Origin of the sequence: Thioalkalivibrio sp. ALJ15 (assembly GCF_000383695.1) — a bacterium.
GTDB lineage: Bacteria > Pseudomonadota > Gammaproteobacteria > Ectothiorhodospirales > Ectothiorhodospiraceae > Thioalkalivibrio.
The window spans coordinates 578298-592649 of record NZ_KB912057.1 but is presented as its reverse complement, the minus strand read 5'-3'; the positions used below and the strand labels follow the sequence as shown (position 1 = coordinate 592649).

Annotated in this window: 11 protein-coding genes; 7 read left to right on the top strand and 4 right to left on the bottom strand. The window is 66.7% G+C overall.

Annotated features, from left to right (window positions below; genetic code table 11):
• The first annotated feature begins 69 nt into the window (after positions 1-69).
• Both hfq and hflX read left to right on the top strand, forming a co-directional pair.
• Positions 70-324 (top strand): RNA chaperone Hfq, encoded by a 255-nt coding sequence (gene hfq, locus G015_RS0106380; protein WP_018138592.1) that lies wholly within the window; start codon positions 70-72, stop codon positions 322-324.
• 24 nt (positions 325-348) lie between these two features.
• Positions 349-1674, top strand: coding sequence for a ribosome rescue GTPase HflX (gene hflX / locus G015_RS0106375; RefSeq protein WP_020146339.1), 1326 nt, complete (start codon positions 349-351; stop codon positions 1672-1674).
• Between the two features lie 46 nt (positions 1675-1720).
• On the opposite strand, the gene G015_RS0106370 is transcribed toward hflX, so the two are convergent.
• Complete coding sequence (locus tag G015_RS0106370; RefSeq protein WP_018138590.1) at positions 1721-3307, bottom strand: LysM peptidoglycan-binding domain-containing protein; 1587 nt, start codon at positions 3305-3307, stop codon at positions 1721-1723.
• Between G015_RS0106370 and G015_RS0106365 the strand changes: the two genes are divergently transcribed.
• From G015_RS0106365 to dnaQ, 3 genes are read left to right on the top strand one after another with little or no spacing between them, the layout of a single operon-like run.
• A complete protein-coding gene (locus G015_RS0106365; protein ID WP_018138589.1) occupies positions 3306-4067 on the top strand; it encodes a hypothetical protein in 762 nt (253 codons plus the stop codon). The two genes, G015_RS0106370 and G015_RS0106365, sit on opposite strands and share 2 nt — an antisense overlap.
• Positions 4060-4521 (top strand): ribonuclease HI, encoded by a 462-nt coding sequence (gene rnhA, locus G015_RS0106360; protein WP_018993761.1) that lies wholly within the window; start codon positions 4060-4062, stop codon positions 4519-4521. The genes G015_RS0106365 and rnhA overlap by 8 nt, the downstream gene beginning before the upstream one ends.
• Position 4522: 1 nt before the next feature.
• The gene (gene dnaQ / locus G015_RS0106355; RefSeq protein WP_018138587.1) at positions 4523-5239 is read left to right on the top strand and encodes a DNA polymerase III subunit epsilon; all 717 of its coding nucleotides are present in this window, start codon (positions 4523-4525) and stop codon (positions 5237-5239) included.
• A 315-nt stretch (positions 5240-5554) separates the two neighbouring features.
• On the opposite strand, the gene G015_RS0106350 is transcribed toward dnaQ, so the two are convergent.
• Genes G015_RS0106350 through G015_RS0106340 form a run of 3 tightly spaced genes read right to left on the bottom strand, consistent with a single transcriptional unit; the run spans position 5555 to position 9545 of the window.
• On the bottom strand, positions 5555-7417 hold the full coding sequence (locus G015_RS0106350; RefSeq protein ID WP_020146337.1) for an SLC13 family permease: 1863 nt from the start codon (positions 7415-7417) through the stop codon (positions 5555-5557).
• Positions 7418-7432: 15 nt separating this feature from the next.
• Positions 7433-9145: a proline--tRNA ligase gene (locus G015_RS0106345; RefSeq protein WP_020146336.1), complete on the bottom strand. Its 1713-nt coding sequence runs from the start codon at positions 9143-9145 to the stop codon at positions 7433-7435.
• Between the two features lie 58 nt (positions 9146-9203).
• The gene (locus tag G015_RS0106340) at positions 9204-9545 is read right to left on the bottom strand and encodes a phenylpyruvate tautomerase MIF-related protein (RefSeq protein WP_018138584.1); all 342 of its coding nucleotides are present in this window, start codon (positions 9543-9545) and stop codon (positions 9204-9206) included.
• Between the two features lie 229 nt (positions 9546-9774).
• On the opposite strand from G015_RS0106340, the gene G015_RS0106335 reads away from it, so the two are divergent.
• On the top strand, positions 9775-10824 hold the full coding sequence (locus G015_RS0106335) for an efflux RND transporter periplasmic adaptor subunit (RefSeq protein ID WP_020146335.1): 1050 nt from the start codon (positions 9775-9777) through the stop codon (positions 10822-10824).
• A complete protein-coding gene (locus G015_RS0106330; protein WP_018138582.1) occupies positions 10817-14122 on the top strand; it encodes an efflux RND transporter permease subunit in 3306 nt (1101 codons plus the stop codon). Before G015_RS0106335 ends, G015_RS0106330 begins: the two co-directional genes overlap by 8 nt.
• Positions 14123-14352: the final 230 nt, after the last annotated feature.

The window sequence follows — 14352 nt, the reverse complement described above, 5'->3', positions numbered from 1 at the left end:
CCGCCGGGGCTTGGTGGAGGAGCTTTTGGCGTGTGGCGAGATGAAGAATAACAACCAAGGAACGCACTGATGGCCAAAGGGCAAATGCTGCAGGAACCCTTCCTGAACGCGCTGCGTCGGGACCGTGTGCCGGTCTCGATCTATCTGGTCAACGGCATCAAGCTGCAGGGGCAGATCGAGTCCTTCGATCAGTTCGTGGTGCTGCTGCGCAGTACCGTTTCGCAGATGGTGTACAAGCATGCGATCTCGACCATCGTCCCGTCCCGCCAGGTGCGCATGAATACCGAGGGCGAAGAGGTCACCACCGCTGAGGCGGAGGCTTGAGCGTGCGCGGGAGGTTCGTCTTTTTTGTTTGAGCGTCCCGACAGCGCCGGCGATCGCGCCGTGCTGGTGGCACTGGCCATCGGCGAAAACCCCGATATCGAGGCCCAGGTCCAGGAGTTCGACGAACTGGTCCGCTCCGCCGGCGCGGATGTCCTGGAACTCGTCCGTGGTTCACGCGACCGCCCGCATCCCCGCTTGTTCGTAGGCGCCGGCAAGGCCGACGAGATTCGTGCCGCGGTCGAGGCCCATGGCGCCGATGTGGTGATCTTCAACCACGCCCTCTCGCCCAGTCAGGAACGTAACCTCGAACGTCAGCTGAAATGCCGTGTGCTGGACCGTGCGGGGCTGATCCTCGACATCTTCGCCCAGCGCGCGCGTTCGCACGAAGGCAAGCTGCAGGTCGAGCTGGCCCAGTTGCGGCACATGGCCACGCGGCTGGTGCGCGGCTGGACTCACCTGGAACGGCAGAAGGGCGGGATTGGTCTGCGCGGCCCGGGGGAAACCCAGCTCGAAACCGACCGCCGCTTGCTGGCGGCGCGCATCAAGCACATCGAACGGCGTCTGGAGAAGGTCGAGCGCACCCGCGAGCAGGGGCGTCAGGCGCGCCTGCGCAACGAGATCCCGACCGTGTCCCTGGTGGGCTATACCAACGCCGGCAAGTCCACGCTGTTTAACCGCCTGACGCACTCGGATGTGTACGAGGCGGATCAGCTGTTCGCGACCCTGGACCCGACCCTGCGGCGGCTGGACCTGGCCCCGCACCAGTCGCTGATCCTGGCGGACACGGTCGGGTTCGTGCGCGACCTGCCGCACGAACTGGTGGCGGCCTTTAAAGCGACCCTGACCGAGACCCGCGAGGCCGCGCTGCTGCTGCACGTGATCGACGCCGCCGATCCCGAACGCGAGGCGCGCATCCGCCAGGTCGATGCGGTGCTGGAGGAGATCGGCGCGCAGGATGTCCCCTGCTGGCGGGTCTACAACAAGATCGACCGACTGGAGTCGGCCCCGGATGCCGCCGAGGCCCGCTTCGGCTCCGGCGATGACGTCTTCTGGGTGTCCGCGTATACGGGCGAGGGGATCGCCACGCTGGAAGAGCGCCTGGCCGAGACCTTTACCGAGTCGATGATGCGGGGCTGGGTGGAACTGCCGGCCAGTGCCGGCCGTTTGCGCGCCCAGCTGTACGAGGAGAAGGCCGTGGAGGCGGAGCAGACCACCGCGGACGGTCAGATCCAGCTGCGCTTGAGTCTGCCGCAACGGCGCTTCCAGCAACTGGTGCGCGATGCCGGTCTGAATCCGGAGCAGATCGAGGTCGTATTCGACGCGCCCTCATCGGCCGCGGTGGGACAGTAGGTACCCGGACGGGCGCGCGGCATCAGGGGCCGCGAGCGCCGGCGCGTCAGGCGTCGCGGGCTCGCGCAATGGCCTCTTCGTCGGCCTCGGCCACGTAGAGCGTCAGGGTCTCCCCCGCGCGGATGCCGTCGCCATTGAGCGAGTTCCAGCGGCGCAGGTCGCTTACCGAGACCTGGAACTGACGGGCAATGCTGGACAGGGAATCCCCAGGCTGGACTTCGTAGGCCACGCTGCGGCCGTTATCCGACGCGCTCCCCCCATTGGCTTGGGCGACCTGCAACGTGTCGCCCGGACGCAGGATGGCGTCGCGCTCCAGCTCGTTCGCCGCGCGCAGTTCGCTGATGGTCATGCCCGTACGTTCGCTGATGGTCCACAGGCTGTCGCCTTCCTGGATCTCGTAGGTGTCGAGCTCGCCCGCCTCGGCAGCGGCCGCGACCTGGATCTCGGCGTCTTCCTGTCCGGTTACCGGCAGTTTCAGCGTCTGTCCGGCGCGGATGTTGTCGCCGTTGAGACCATTCATTTCGCGCAGCACGGCCACGCGGGTACCGGCGCGCTGGGCGATGGAACCGAGGTTGTCACCACTGGCCACGGTGTATTCGCGGAAGCGGATCAGCGGGTCGTCGCCGTGTTCGGCCAGGGCGACTTCCAGGGTCTCGGCCGCATCGTGCGGAATGAACAGGTGCTGGGCATGAGCCGGATGGGTGGCGTGGCGCTGATACCCCGGGTTCAGGCGCTTCAGGTCATCCGCCTCGAGCCCGATCATCTCGGCGATCAGGGCGAGATCGGCCTGGCGACCGGGCTCGATCCGCTCCAGCGCCGGTTCGTTGGCGATCGGGGTGATCTGTGTCCCGTGTTCGTCGGGCTTCAGAAACAGCTCGCGCAGGGCCAGGAGACGGGGCACGTAGGCGGTCGCCTCGGCCGAGAGTTCGAGGCTCCAGTAGTCGGTCGGCTCCCCGCGAGCGGCGTTGCGTTCCATTGCCCGCGTCACGTTGCCCTGGCCGAAGTTGTAGGCGGCCAGGGCCAGGTACCAGTCATCGAAGCGCTGATACAGCGCCTCCAGGTAGTCCAGCGCGGCGAGGGTGGACTGATAGACATCGCGGCGCCCGTCGTACCAGTGGTCGCGCGTCAGGTCGAAATGGTCGCCAGTCGCCGGGATGAACTGCCAGATGCCGGCTGCACGACCGCTGGAGGTCGCCTCGGCGGCAAAGCCACTCTCCACGATCGGCAGCAGCAGCAGCTCGGTTGGCATGTCGCGCTGTTCGATCTCCGAGAGGATGAAGTACGCAAACGGCTCGGCGCGCTCGGTCGAGAGCTGGATGATGCGCGGGTTGGCGCGGTAGTGCTCGATGTACTGCTCCACGCGCTCGTGGTGCAGGTCATCTTCAAAGCCGAAGCCCAAGCGGGTGCGCTCCCACAGGTCGTCGGTCTCCGCGGCCTGGTCGGCGGCCTCGAGGGCCTGCCGCTCCATGGCGGCCTGGACGTCGGCCTGGGTCGGACCCTCCACCACGGGCTTGTCGACCTGGGAGGTATCCAGTGCGCGTTCGGAGTCGTGTAGGCTACAGGCAGAGGCCAGCAGGGTCGCCAGGCCCAGGATAATGCCAAGCGGCAGTCGGGAGCGGGGTCGGATCATCATGGCGCTGAAGGATAAACCACACTCGGAGTATCACCAAGACCCTTTTTTGCGCTGGCTTTCTCACTGGTACGAGAAGCCGCAGGGCCGGCGCGTTCGCGAGCGGCTTTTGCAACGGATTCGACAGCACGCCGCCCCCGGCCCGGGGGAGGTCGCGATCGAGCTCTCCCCGGTCCCGATGCTGGAAGATTCCGACACCCTGGGCGGTCCAGTCGTGCGCATGGACTCCTCGCGTCCAGGCCTGTTGATGGAGCCGGAATCCTGGCCACTGGAGTCGGATTGCGCGCGCCGCATCGTGCTGGCCCATCCCTGCTCTTACAGCGATCTGCCCGCCGCCGTGGTCGCCGAGGCCGCGCGCGTGCTGGAGCCGGAGGGCATGGTCTTCATGCTCGAGGGCAACCGCCTGCAACTGGGCGATCAGGGTGGGGTGCGCGTGTCTCCGCTGCCGGAGGGGCTCCGGCGTCGCCAGTACCGCGAGTTCATGGAATCGGCCGACCTGGAGGTGCTGGAGCAGTGGAGCCTCAGCCTGCTGCCGCCCGGACTGTCCGAGGCCTGGCAGCAAAGGTTGGCCCCGGTGGACGCCTGGACCCGCCGGGGGCTGCCGCCGCTGGCCAGCGTGATCCTGACCGTTGCCCACAAGCGCGTGGATCTGCCCTTGCGCCCGGCGCCGCAATATCGCTTCGCCACCCCGGGTCCCCGCCTGCGGCCCGGACTGGTATCCTCGCGCTCCCCTCATTCCGGAGTCCGCCGAGCGCATGGCTGACGAACGCGTGTACATCTATACCGACGGCGCCTGTCGCGGTAACCCGGGCCCTGGTGGCTGGGGCGCAATCCTGCGTTACCAGGGCACTGAGCGGGAGTTGTACGGGGCAGAGGCCGAGACCACCAATAACCGCATGGAGATGACCGCCGCAATCCGCGCCCTGGAGACGCTCAAGCGCCCCTGCAAAGTGGAACTGGTCACGGATTCGAAATACGTCAAGCAGGGGGTGACCGACTGGCTGCCCGGCTGGAAACGGCGTAACTGGAAATCCGCCAGCGGCTCCCCGGTGAAGAACCGCGACCTGTGGGAGGCCCTGGACGCCCAGGCCGCGCGTCACGACATCGAGTGGTACTGGGTGCGTGGGCACAGCGGTCACCCGGAGAACGAGCGCGCCGACCAGCTGGCCAATGCGGGGATCGACGCCCTGCTGGCGGGCGAGCTGACGGAGAACTGAAATGCGACAGATCGTGCTGGATACCGAGACCACCGGCCTGGAGCCGGCCGAGGGGCACCGCATCATCGAGATCGGTTGCCTGGAGCTGGATAACCGCCGGCCGACCGGACGCAAGCTGCACGAGTACCTGCAGCCGGATCGCGAGATCGATGCCGGCGCGATCGAGGTCCATGGAATTACCAACGATTTCCTCGCGGACAAGCCGCGTTTCGCCGATGTGGTCGGCCAATTCATCGAGTTCGTGCGCGGCGCCGAGCTGATCATCCACAATGCCCCGTTCGATGTCGGCTTCATCAATCATGAGTTGCGTCTGCTGGGTGCCGCCGCGCCGGTGACGGAGCTGGCGGAGGCCTGCACCGTGCTGGATTCGCTGGTGATGGCGCGGCGCATGCACCCGGGGACACGCAATTCGCTGGACGCGCTGTGCAAGCGCTACGAGATCGATGCCTCCGGGCGCACGCTGCACGGCGCGCTGCTCGATGCCGAGCTGCTGGCGGATGTCTATCTGGCGATGACCGGTGGTCAGGTTGCCCTGGGCCTGGACGCCGAGGGCGAGGGCGGTGCCGAGGCCGGTGCCCCGGTGCGCGCGCAGCGCTCCGGCAAGCCCCTGCCGGTGATCGAACCGAATGCCGACGAACAGGCCGCGCACGAGACCCTGTTGCGCACGCTGGACGAGGCCGCGGGCGGGGCCTGTCGCTGGCGCGCGACGACGTCCTGACGTAGGGAAACACTGATCAATGTACACACTCGCGTTGGCACCCCAGGTTTTCCGAGACAAGGCGCGTCGGGCAGCGGGTAGTGGTTCTACCCGCAAGCGGCGCAACGCAGAATCGGGGAACCTGGGGTGCCAACCCCTACAAGCTACTGAGAGACGGGGCTCGGCCGCTTTTGCGCGCGCACGGCGTTGCGGTTCCCTTGTGCAGAATGACTGCACGGCAGTCACCTCGCCTTGTTCGCACGCAAAAGCGACTCGAGCGCGAGCGTGTACATTGATCAGTGTTTCCCTTTGGCCTTCCGGCACGGCCGGTCGCGGTCAGAAGACCAGATTGATCACCACCAGCGAGACGACCATGAACAGCAGGGTCATCAGCGCGCCGGCGCGCAGGTAGTCGGCTACGCGGTAGCCGCCCGGGTCCATGATCAGGGCATTCACCTGGTGGGTGGGTAGCAGGAACGAGTTGGACGCGGCAATCGCGACGATCAGGGCGAATACCCGCGGGTCGGCGTCGATGCCCACGCCCTGGGCGACGGTCGCGAAGCTGACGGCCAGTGGCACCAGCAGCACGGTGGCCCCCACGTTCGACATCACCAGTGTGAAGAAGGTGGTCAGCAGGAACACCGCGACCTGCAGGACCCAGACCGGCATCCCCTCCAGCTGCGCCATGCCGTTGGCCGCGATCCACTCGCCGGCCCCGGAGTTCTCCACCGCGAGCCCCAGCGGGATCAGCGAGGCCAGCAGAAACACCGTCTTCCAGCTGATGCCCCGGTAAGCCTCGTCCATCGCGATCACGCCGGTCAAGATCATCCCCAGCGCGCCCCCCAGCAAGGCCAGCGCCAGTGGCAGATCGGTGAACAGCACCAGCCCCAGGCCCAGCGCCAGCGAGCCGAGGGCCGCCAGTGGCCGGTGAGTCGCGGGCTCCTCGCGCCGGCGGCGCGGGTAGCGGCTGGTGACCACCACGAAGTCGCGGTCGTCCTCCAGCGCCTGCAGGTTCTCCCATGGGGTGTGCACGACCAGGGTGTCGCCGGCCTTGAGTGGGGTCTCCGGGACCTCGTCGACGATGCGGTCGTCCCCGCGCTGGATACGCAGCACCGAGATCCCGTAGGTACGGCGCATGCCCTTGTCGCGCACGGTCTGGCCGATCAGGTCGGAGCCGGGTGGGATGATCACCTCGGCAATCCCGCCGTAACGGGCCGACATCGCACGCGCGAACACGTCCAGTTCGTCCTTGAGGATCGTGCCGGTGCCGTCGCAGGTCTTCTCGATGGTGGTGACCGGACCGAGGATCGCCAGATGCGCGCCGCGTTCCAGTTCGATCTCGCGGTTCGGTTCGATGCGCGTCTCGTCACCGGTGGTCACCCCCACCACATGCACCCCGAAGGCCGCCTCGAAATCCCCCACCCGCATACCGGCCAGCGAGCTGTCCTCGCCCAGGCGCGCCTCGCGCACGCCGAAATCCATGCCGTATACATCACGAAACCAGGCCGAGGTGGTCTGCACCCGGCTCTCGTCCGGGTCCTCGGCCTGTGGATCGCGGGCCGGCAGGACCCAGTGCCCGAGAATCGCGAAGTAGAGGATCAGGGTGGCCAGCAGCGCCAGCCCGATCGGGGTCACGTCGAACAGCCCGAAGTCGTCCAGATGCCCGGGCATCAGGTCATTGAGCAGGATCAGCGGGCTGGAGGCGACCAGCGTCAGGGTGCCGCCGACGATCGCGGCAAAGCCCATGGGCATCAGCAGCCGCGAGCGCGGGATGCGCGCGGCCGCGCCGATGCGGTTAATCACGGGCATGAACAGGGCGGCGGCCCCGATGTTCTGCATGAAGCTGGTGATCACCCCCACCGCGCCGGAGGTTGTGGCCATCACCCGGCGTTCGGTCTGACCGCCAAAGCGCAGGATCAGGTCCGCCAGGCGGTTCATGACGCCGGAACGGTCGAGGCCCGCGCCGATGATCATCACCGCGATGATCGCGATCACCGCGTTCGAGGCAAAGCCCGAGAACAGTTCGTCGCCCTCGACGATCGGGGCCACGCCCGGTACCAGCGCCACCATGCCGAGCAGGAACAGCACGCTCAGCGCCGCCAGGTCGATCCGGATGATCTCGGTGACGAACAGCAGGATCGTCAGGCCAAGCAGGCCGAACACGATCCCCATCTCCAGGGTGAAGGCGACCTCGTCCATCGTGGTCGCCCGGGTTCAGCCGAGCAAGCGCTCGCGCAGGGCGTTGAGCAGGCCGTCCATCGGGAGGTGTTCGGCTTCGCTGGAGGTGCGCGCCTGGTATTCGAGTTCGCCGGCGTCGAGGCCGCGTTCGCCGATGACCAGTCGGTGCGGGATGCCGATCAGCTCCATGTCGGCGAACATCACGCCGGGGCGCTGTTCGCGATCATCCAGCAGGACCTGGAAGCCGGCGGCCTCCAGCTCGTCGTGCAGTCTCTCCGCGGCCTCGCGCACGCGCTGAGACTTCTTTGCGCCGATCGGGCACAGGGCGATGTCGAAGGGGGCGATCGCCGTGGGCCAGCAGATGCCGCGCTCGTCGGAGTTCTGCTCGATTGCGGCCGCGACCACGCGCGAGACGCCAATGCCGTAGCAGCCCATCGTTACCACCTGTTCGCGGCCGTCCTCGTCCAGCACGCGGGCGCCCAGGGCCTGCGAATACTTGTCGCCGAGCTGGAAGATGTGGCCGACCTCGATACCGCGGCGGATCTCGATCGGGCCGGAGCCGTCCGGGGCCGGTTCGCCCTCGGTGATGTTGCGCAGGTCGGCGCTCTCCGGCTGCGGCAGGTCGCGTTCCCAGTTCACGTGCTTCAGGTGGTGGCCGTCCTCGTTGGCCCCGACCACCATGTCCGCCATGCCCAGCACGGCCTGATCGGCCAGCACGGGGATCGGGCTGTCCACCGGCCCCAGCGAGCCGGGCTCGGCGCCGAACGCGGCACGGATCTCGGCTGCCTCGGCCATGCGCAGCGGTTCGGCGACCCACGGGTGTTTCTCGGCCTTTACCGCATTGAGCTCATGGTCGCCTCGCAGGACCAGCGCGACCAGATCGGCATCGATCGCGTCGGAGGCGGCGACGACCAGGGTCTTGACGGTCTGTGCGGCCGGGATGTCGAGGAAGTTCGCCAGGTCCTCGATGGTATGCACCCCGGGGGTGGCGATCTTCTCCATGTCACCGCTGGGGGGCGGGGCCTGGGCCGGCTGCGGGCACATGGCCAGCTCGACATTGGCGGCATAGCCGCCGGGGGAGAAGGCGATCACGTCCTCGCCGGAGCTCGCGAGCACGTGGAATTCGTGCGAGGCGTTGCCGCCGATCGCGCCGGTGTCGGCCTCCACCGCGCGGAAGTCCAGGCCGCAGCGCTCGAAGATGCGGCAGTAGGCGTCGTGCATTTGCTGGTAGGTCTGCCCCAGCGACTCGGCATCCAGGTGGAAGGAGTAGGCATCCTTCATCAGGAACTCGCGGGCGCGCATCACGCCGAAGCGCGGGCGGCGCTCGTCCCGGAATTTGGTCTGGATCTGGTAGTAGTTGACCGGCAGTTGGCGGTAGCTCCGGATCTCGCGGCGCACGAGATCCGTGATGACCTCCTCGTGGGTCGGGCCGAAGCAGAAGTCGCGTTCGTGGCGATCCTTCAGGCGCAGCAGCTCGGCCCCGTAGAAGTCCCAGCGACCGGACTCCTGCCACAACTCGGCCGGCTGCACTGCCGGCATCAGCACCTCCAGCGCTCCGGCACGGTTCATCTCTTCGCGAACGATGTTTTCCACCCGGCGCAGCACACGCAGCCCCAGCGGCAGCCAGGTGTACAGCCCGGCGGCCAGGCGCCGGACATAGCCGGCGCGCAGCATCAGCTGGTGGGAGATGATCTCGGCGTCGGCCGGGGTTTCTTTCAGGGTGTTCAGCGGGAATTGCGAGACGCGCATCGGGGCAGTCCGTTATCAAGTGCGTGAGAGAAGTGACGGCCCACCGGGCCGCGATGATTCAGAACGTCGTACTGTTGGTGCCCCAGAAGTGGCGCGGGGCGTCGGAGAATTCGATATAGACCCGGGCTGGGTCCAGGCCCAGCTCGGTTTGCAGGGCGTCGCAGAGTTTGCGTGACAGCTCGCGGGTCAGCCCCTCGGGCAGGTCGATGCTTTTCAACTCGCAGTAGGCGAGTGGGTCGGTGCTGCCGGCGAAGCACATCGCCGGGTTGTGCGTGCAGGTGACCATCACGTAGCCCTCGGGCTTGCCCAGCCAGTCGGCCACCTGTGCGGACAGGTGCTGGCACAGCCCCGAAGGATCGTCGGGCAGGACGGTGTTGGTCTCGACTCGCAGCAGCGGCATCTCGGTTCCCCATCGGTTAGCTACGGCGCCACATGATACGGCCAGCGGACGGACCGTGCAGTCCGGGGTGCGTTGGCTGACGATATAGCTATACTCATCGCAAGGTATTTCCGGGCGTCGGCGTTGCCGTCGGCGCGCAATCGGCGTATAAATTAGAAAACGCTAATATATGTCGAGCCCGCTTTATCCCGACCCAATGGGCTCGATAGCACGCAAGGAACCGAAGCCGATGACACTCAAGTGGATGCGCCCGGCCCTCTGGGGGCTGTTGTTGTTGCCATTTTCCGCCCAGGCGGACTTTCCGTTCGACACGGCGACCGCGGAGCGACAGACGCTCGCGCAGGAGCGCATCCTGGATGGCCGAGTCGAGGCCGTTCAGCGTTCCACGATCTCGGCGCAGACCTCCGGCCGGGTGCGCGAGATCTACGTCGACGTAGACGACTTCGTCGAGGCGGACGAGCTGCTGTTGCGCATTAGCGATTCCGAGCAGCAGGCGCGTGTGAGCCAGGCCGAGGGCGATCTGGCCGAGGCCCGTGCCCGCTTTGGCGAAGCACGCTCCGAGTTCAATCGTATCGAGGACGTATTCGATCGCGGCGTGGTATCGCGTTCGGAGTTCGAGCGCGCGGAGGCCGAGCTGGAATCGGCCCGGGCGCGTTTGCGCTCGGCCGAGGCCCGCGTCGAGGAGGCTCGCGAGCAGCTCGGTTACACCGAGGTGTTCGCGCCGTTTTCCGGAATCGTTACCGAGCGCCACGTGGAGTTCGGGGAGTCGGTCAGCCCCGGCTCGCCGCTGCTCTCGGGGATTAGTCTGGACCGTCTGCGCGTAGAGGTGGATATCCCTCAGCGGCTGATCCACGCGGTACGCGAGCGCCGCGAGGCCGAGGTGCTGCTGAATGACGACCGTCGCCTGGCGGCCGAGAGCCTGACCATCTTCCCCTATGCCGATCCAGCGAGCTCCACCTTCCGTATCCGCGTGAATCTGCCGGAGCAGGAGGACCTGGGTCTGTTCCCCGGCATGTTCGTGAAGACGGCGTTCTTCCTGGACGAGGTCGAGCGCCTGACCGTCCCGCGCGAGGCCGTCGTCTATCGCAGCGAGGTCACCGCTGTGTACGTGATCGACGACGAGGACCGGGTACGTTTCCGTCAGGTCCGTGTCGGGCGCACGCATGACGGATACATTGAGATCCTCGGTGGCCTGAGCGAGGGCGAGCGCGTGGCGCTGGACCCGGTGCACGCGGCGATCTACCTGAAGGAACATCAGCAGGTGGGCGCCGATGAGTGATGCCAGCACGGACGCGGCATCCGGCCGCATGGGGATCTCCGGGCGTATCGCCAAGGCTTTTCTGACCACCCAGATCACGCCGCTGCTGGCCCTGGTGGGGCTGCTGCTGGGGCTGTTCGCGATCCTCGTGACCCCACGCGAGGAAGAGCCGCAGATCAACGTGACCATGGCGGATGTGTTCATCCCGTTCCCCGGAGCGAGCGCCGAGGAGGTCGCGCAACTGGTGGCGACACCGGCCGAACAGGTGCTCTCGGAGATCGAGGGCATCGACGACATCTATTCCACCTCGCGCCCGAACATGGCGCAGGTCACCATCCAGTTCGAGGTCGGCGAGGACCGCACCGCGGCGCTCGTGCGCCTGTACAACCAGGTGTTCTCCAACCAGGACTGGTTGCCCGAGGGGCTGGGGGTCGGCGAGCCGATCATTAAGCCGATGGGCATCGACGACGTGCCGATCGTCAACGTGACGCTGTGGACCGAGGACGGGGATCGCGGCGGTCATGACCTGCTGCGCGTGGCACATGCGCTGGAATCGGAACTCAAGCGCGTCCCCGGGACCCGTGATATCTATACCGTCGGTGGTCCGGATCATGTAGTGCACGTACGCTTCAAGCCGGAGACGCTGGCGGCCTACAACCTGTCGGTGGACGACCTGCGCGACAGCCTGCAGGCCTCGAATTTCTCGCGCGATGCCGGCCGGCTCTACCAGGACGACCAGGAGATCCTGATCCAGGCCGGCGATTTCATCACCGAACCAGAGGCCTTCGCTGGCCTGGTGGTCGGGATGCACGACGACCGCCCGGTCTACCTGTCCGATGTCGCCGAGGTGATACAGGGCCCGGCATATGCGACCGAGCATGTGCGCTTTGCCCATGGCGCGGCGGCCGGGGATCACGCGCGTGTCGGCGAGAGCCACCCGGCGGTCACCGTGGCGATCGCCAAGCAGCCGGGCACCAACGCCCCGGACATCGCCGATGCCCTGATCGAGCGGCTCGAGCAGCTGCGCGGGACGTACATCCCCGACGGCATCGAGACCACGATCACCCGCAACTATGGCGCGACCGCCGACGACAAGGCGAACACCCTGATCCAGAAGCTGATCCTCGCGACGGCCTCGGTCGTGATCCTGGTCTGGATCGCGCTCGGCTGGCGCGAGGCCTTCATCGTTGGCGTGGCGGTGGTGATCACGCTGGCGATCACGCTGTTCGCCTCCTGGGCCTACGGCTTCACGCTCAACCGCGTGTCGCTGTTCGCGCTGATCTTCTCCATCGGGATCCTCGTGGACGACGCGATAGTGGTGGTGGAGAACATCCACCGGCACATGGTCCAGGGCGGCAAGAAGTTCCTCGAGGCGATCCCCCATGCGGTCGACGAGGTGGGCGGGCCGACGATCCTCGCCACCTTCACCGTGATCGCGGCGCTGTTGCCGATGGCCTTCGTCACCGGTCTGATGGGGCCGTACATGAGCCCGATCCCGATCAACGCCTCGATGGGGATGATCATCTCGCTGGCCGTGGCTTATGTGGTCACGCCGTGGCTAACCTACAAGGTCTTGCGGCGCCAGGCCGAGCAGTATGAACACGCGGCCCCGGCCGCCGGCGGCCACGCCGCGCAGGGCGAGAGCGCCTCCGCCGGGCTAATGAAGATCTTCAACACCCTGCTGCTGCCGTTCCTGGGGACCGGTGGGCGCAAGAAGGCCAATCGTCTCGCGCTGTGGGTCGGCACGCTGGTGCTGATCCTGGGCTCCGTCTCGCTGGCGTACTTCCAGCTGGTGGTGATGAAGATGCTGCCCTTCGACGACAAGTCGGAGTTCCAGGTGGTGCTGGACATGCCGGAAGGGACCAGCCTGGAGCGCACCTCCATGGTGCTGTCCGAGATGGCCGACTACCTCAAGACCGTGCCCGAGGTCGACAACGTGCAGACCTATGCGGGTACGGCCGCACCGATCAACTTCAACGGCCTGGTGCGGCAGTACTACCTGCGCGAGGGTTCACATGTCGGGGACATCCAGGTGAACCTGACCCATGAGTCCGAGCGCTCGCGCAAGAGCCACGACATTGCTCTCGGCGTGCGCGAGGCGATCAACGCGATCGCCGACCGCCACGACGCGGCGGTGAAGGTGGTCGAGGTGCCGCCGGGGCCACCGGTGATGTCGCCGATCGTGGCCGAGATCTACGGCCCGGACTATGCGGGCCAGATCGAGGTCGCCAAAAAGGTGCGCGAGTTATTCGAGAACACCGAGGGCATCACCGACATCGACGACTCGGTGGAATACCCGGGGCCGAAGAAGATCCTGCAGGTGGACCGCGAGCGGGCTGCACGCCTGGGCGTGTCGCAGCAGGCGGTGGTCAAGGCGATCGAGACCGCGCTGTCCGGCGAGGACGTGACCTACCTCTACGGTTCCAACGTGAAGTACGCGGTCCCCGTGCGGCTCGAGTTCGAGCAGGCCGAGAAGGGCAGCCTGGACCCGGTGCTGGGGCTCAAGGTGCGCTCGCGCGACGGCGCCCTGGTGCCACTGTCCGAGGTCGTCAACGTGGTGGACTCGACCCTCGAGCACTCGATCCACCACAAGAACCTGCTGCCGGTGGTCTACGTGATGGGCGACCTGGCCGGCGGGCTGGACAGCCCGTTGTACGGCATGTTCGACATGTTCTTCGGCCTGCGCGACACGCCGATGGCCTACGACGAGCCGCTGGAACAGCTGTTCATCAACCAGCCGGACAACCCGTACAACTTTTCGCTGAAGTGGGATGGCGAGTGGCAGGTGACCTACGAGACCTTCCGCGACATGGGTATCGCCTACTCGGTGGGTCTGATCCTGATCTACCTGCTGGTGGTCGCGCAGTTCCGTTCGTACATGGTGCCGCTGATCATCATGGCGCCGATCCCGCTGACGGTGATCGGGGTGATGCCGGGCCATGCGTTCATGGATGCCTTCTTCATGGACGCCAAGTTCACCGCGACCTCGATGATCGGGATGATTGCGCTGGCCGGGATCATTGTGCGCAACTCGATCCTGCTGGTGGACTTCATCAACGACGAGATCCGCCGTGGCGTGGAGGTGATCGAGGCGGTGGTGCACGCGGGTGCGGTGCGCGCCAAGCCGATCATCCTGACCGGGCTGGCGGCGATGGTCGGCGCCGGGTTTATCCTCGACGACCCGATCTTCTCGGGCCTGGCGATCTCGCTGATCTTCGGCGTGTTCGTCTCGACCCTGCTGACGCTGGTGATCATCCCGGTGCTGTACTACCTGTACGTGCGCAACCGGGTCGATCTGATCCGCGCCCAGACGGCGTAGGCCGGCCCCTTCATTGCGAGGAGCGTAGCGACGAAGCAATTGCCACGGTGGACTCCGGGCCCCAGCGCGCTGCCAGCGTCAACCGATTGCCGCGACGCCTTCGGCTCCTCGCAATGACGCCGGCCGGGACGGGCGCTGTGTCTCGGCGCGTTGCTGCACGGCAATGCCCGAGCTCGGGTCCGGCGTTTTCGCTGCGGGCGCGCGAGCCGCTACAATCCCGGCTTTGACCG

Excerpts from the sequence above, each read along its gene's own strand:
- hfq (WP_018138592.1), top strand. The coding sequence starts at position 70 with ATGGCCAAAGGGCAAATGCTGCAGGAACCCTTCCTGAACGCGCTGCGT.
- G015_RS0106365 (WP_018138589.1), top strand. The coding sequence starts at position 3,306 with ATGGCGCTGAAGGATAAACCACACTCGGAGTATCACCAAGACCCTTTT.
- G015_RS0106370 (WP_018138590.1), bottom strand. The coding sequence starts at position 3,307 with ATGATGATCCGACCCCGCTCCCGACTGCCGCTTGGCATTATCCTGGGC.
- rnhA (WP_018993761.1), top strand. The coding sequence starts at position 4,060 with ATGGCTGACGAACGCGTGTACATCTATACCGACGGCGCCTGTCGCGGT.
- dnaQ (WP_018138587.1), top strand. The coding sequence starts at position 4,523 with ATGCGACAGATCGTGCTGGATACCGAGACCACCGGCCTGGAGCCGGCC.
- G015_RS0106350 (WP_020146337.1), bottom strand. The coding sequence starts at position 7,417 with ATGGACGAGGTCGCCTTCACCCTGGAGATGGGGATCGTGTTCGGCCTG.
- G015_RS0106345 (WP_020146336.1), bottom strand. The coding sequence starts at position 9,145 with ATGCGCGTCTCGCAATTCCCGCTGAACACCCTGAAAGAAACCCCGGCC.
- G015_RS0106340 (WP_018138584.1), bottom strand. The coding sequence starts at position 9,545 with ATGCCGCTGCTGCGAGTCGAGACCAACACCGTCCTGCCCGACGATCCT.
- G015_RS0106335 (WP_020146335.1), top strand. The coding sequence starts at position 9,775 with ATGACACTCAAGTGGATGCGCCCGGCCCTCTGGGGGCTGTTGTTGTTG.
- G015_RS0106330 (WP_018138582.1), top strand. The coding sequence starts at position 10,817 with ATGAGTGATGCCAGCACGGACGCGGCATCCGGCCGCATGGGGATCTCC.